This window comes from Burkholderia sp. E168m23 (assembly GCF_016586125.1).
In the GTDB taxonomy this organism is placed as follows: domain Bacteria; phylum Pseudomonadota; class Gammaproteobacteria; order Burkholderiales; family Burkholderiaceae; genus Burkholderia; species Burkholderia orbicola.
The window spans coordinates 1-2,378 of sequence record NZ_BCPP01001035.1 but is presented as its reverse complement, the minus strand read 5'-3'; the positions used below and the strand labels follow the sequence as shown (position 1 = coordinate 2,378).

Here is a 2,378-nt window from a genome sequence, read left to right as displayed (position 1 = left end):
TGGCCGGCCAGTACGTGGCCGGGCCGGCGACCTTCGGCCTCGCGTATTCGAACACGCAGTACGGCGCGGACACGCTGTCGGCATTCAGCCAGAACGCGAAGTTCAACAACGGCTCGGCATTCTTCAACTGGCAGTTCTCGCCGGCACTGCGCGCGGGCGTCGGCTACAACTACACGTCGCTGACGGGCCCGGCTTCCGCGCACTACAACCAGGTCAACCTCGGCGCGGATTACGCGCTGTCGAAGCGCACCGACCTGTATGCGCTGTTCGGCTATCAGAAGGCGAGCGGCAACACGCTCAACGCGAGCGGCGCGACCGTGAAAGCGGCCGCGTCGGTCGGCTCGTACGGCGTGAATTCCGGCACCGATACGCAGGAACTCGCGATCGTCGGCATTCGCCACAAGTTCTGATCGTCACGCTGCACGACGATCGCCGGCGGGCGCGCACCGCGGTGCGCGCCCGCCGCGTTTACACTGTCCCTCTTCACGTTCGTCACGACACAGGGAGCCCGGCATGCTGACGGTATGGGGACGACGCAACGCATTCAATGTCCAGAAAGTGATGTGGCTCGTCGACGAGCTCGCGCTCGCGCATCGCCACGTGCCGGCCGGCGGCCGGTTCGGCGTGCTCGATACACCCGCATTCCTCGCGATGAACCCGCACGGGCGCATCCCGGTGATCGACGACGACGGTACCGTCGTGTGGGAATCGCACAGCATCCTGCGCTACCTCGCCGCGCGTTACGGACGCCCCGGCTTCTGGCGCGACGATCCCGCCGAGCAGTCGCGGGCTGACCGCTGGATGGACTGGGCGCAAACCACGCTGCAGCCGGCATTCCTCAACGGCGTGTTCCGCGACTACTACCGCACGCCGCCCGAGCAGCGCGACACCGTGCGCGTCGAGCAGAGCATCGCGCAATGCGCGCAGTATTTCCGGGTGCTCGATACCGTGCTGGCCGGGCAGCCGTTTCTCGCGGGCGACGCGATCACGCTCGCCGACATCGCGGCCGGCACGCACCTTTACCGGTATTTCGAACTCGATATCGCGCGGCCCGACGTGCCGCATGTCGTGGCGTGGTACGAACGCCTGAAGGCGCGACCCGCGTATCGCACGAACGTGATGATTCCGTTCGACGATCTGCGCGGCAAGCTTGGCTGAGCGACTGATCGACTGTTGCGCCGGCAGTGGAGCGGCTTGTTGGATGGTTGTAAGAACAACCGCGTATGTTGCCGACTTGCACACCCGCCGGATAGGCATACGTCGCCGCGACGACGATCGTAGCCAAGCGGGTCATGACTGACCAACCACGCAGGCAAGATGATGAGCGCCCAGGACGTTCCGGTCGAGTTCGCTTCTCGGAAGGACAACGCAGTTGCCGTGCATCGAAACGCCGGGCTGGACGCGTTGCGGGCCTGCCTGACGCTGCTGGTGGTCTTTCACCATTGCGCGATCACGTACGGGGCAGTCGGCGGGTGGTACTACCACGAGGTGGCCGCAGGCCCGTCGGTGGCGTCCGCGCTGTTGACGCTCTTCTGCGCGATCAACCAGGCATTTTTCATGGGCCTGTTCTTTTTCCTCGCGGGCTATTACACGCCGCCATCCATCGAGCGCAAGGGCGCCGTCCGCTTCCTCGCCGACCGGTCTCTCCGGCTTGGCCTGCCGTTGCTCGTCTACGGCTTCCTGATCGGCCCCGCGACGATTGCTCTGGCTCAGTCGGGCGCGGGTCATCCGTTTCCAGATACGCTGAGACATCTGTGGCGAAAAGGCACGTTCGAAAACGGACCGATGTGGTTCGCCGAGGCATTGCTGATTTTCAGCGCGGCGGCGGCGCTGCTGCATATCGTCTTCCCGCGCACCGTGGCGCGCGATACGAACCGCGTCGCGCGCGTCCCTTCCGACACGACGCTGGCCGCCGCGGCACTGCTCACCGGTATCGCGGCACTGGCATTACGGTCGCGATGGCCGGTAGGTATCAACGTATGGGGGCTGCAGCTCGGCTACTTCGCGAGCTACGTCGTGTTGTACGCAGCGGGTTGCCGGACGGCGCGCGCGCACTGGATCGAGCATCTGCCGGCACCGCAGGTCCGACGTTGGTCACGCATCGCGCTCATGGCGTTGCCGGTCCTGCCGGTCGCCTACCTGATCGCGAAGCACGTGCCCGCGTGGCGCGGCCGTCCGCAGGACGTCATCTACGCATTCTGGGAGCCGCTGGTCGCGTGGGGCGCAATCCTGTTTCTCGTCGATCGTTTTCAACAGCGCTTCGACACATTGACGGGCGCGTGGCGGCCGCTGTCGCGACGCGCGTACGCTATCTACGTCATCCATCCGCCCGTGCTGGTCGCGGTCGCCCTCGCGTGGCGAAACGTACCGGCGTCCCC

The 2,378-nt window shown here is 65.9% G+C and carries 3 protein-coding genes; all 3 read left to right on the top strand.

The genetic code is table 11. The features are described from left to right. Window positions 1–410, top strand: a 410-nt coding sequence (locus JMF90_RS33635) for a porin (RefSeq protein WP_201326040.1), incomplete at its 5' end; no start/stop codon positions are given. A gap of 103 nt (window positions 411–513) precedes the next feature. Beyond that, entirely contained in the window at window positions 514–1,158 is a 645-nt protein-coding gene (locus JMF90_RS33630; RefSeq protein WP_201317225.1) for a glutathione S-transferase family protein, read from the top strand. Window positions 1,159–1,377: 219 nt separating this feature from the next. Continuing rightward, a partial coding sequence (locus tag JMF90_RS33625; protein ID WP_236598089.1) for an acyltransferase occupies window positions 1,378–2,378 on the top strand: 1,001 nt, incomplete at its 3' end.

What these genes read in the sequence shown, in the direction of transcription:
- JMF90_RS33630 (WP_201317225.1), top strand. Translation starts at nt 514, where the DNA reads ATGCTGACGGTATGGGGACGACGCAACGCATTCAATGTCCAGAAAGTG.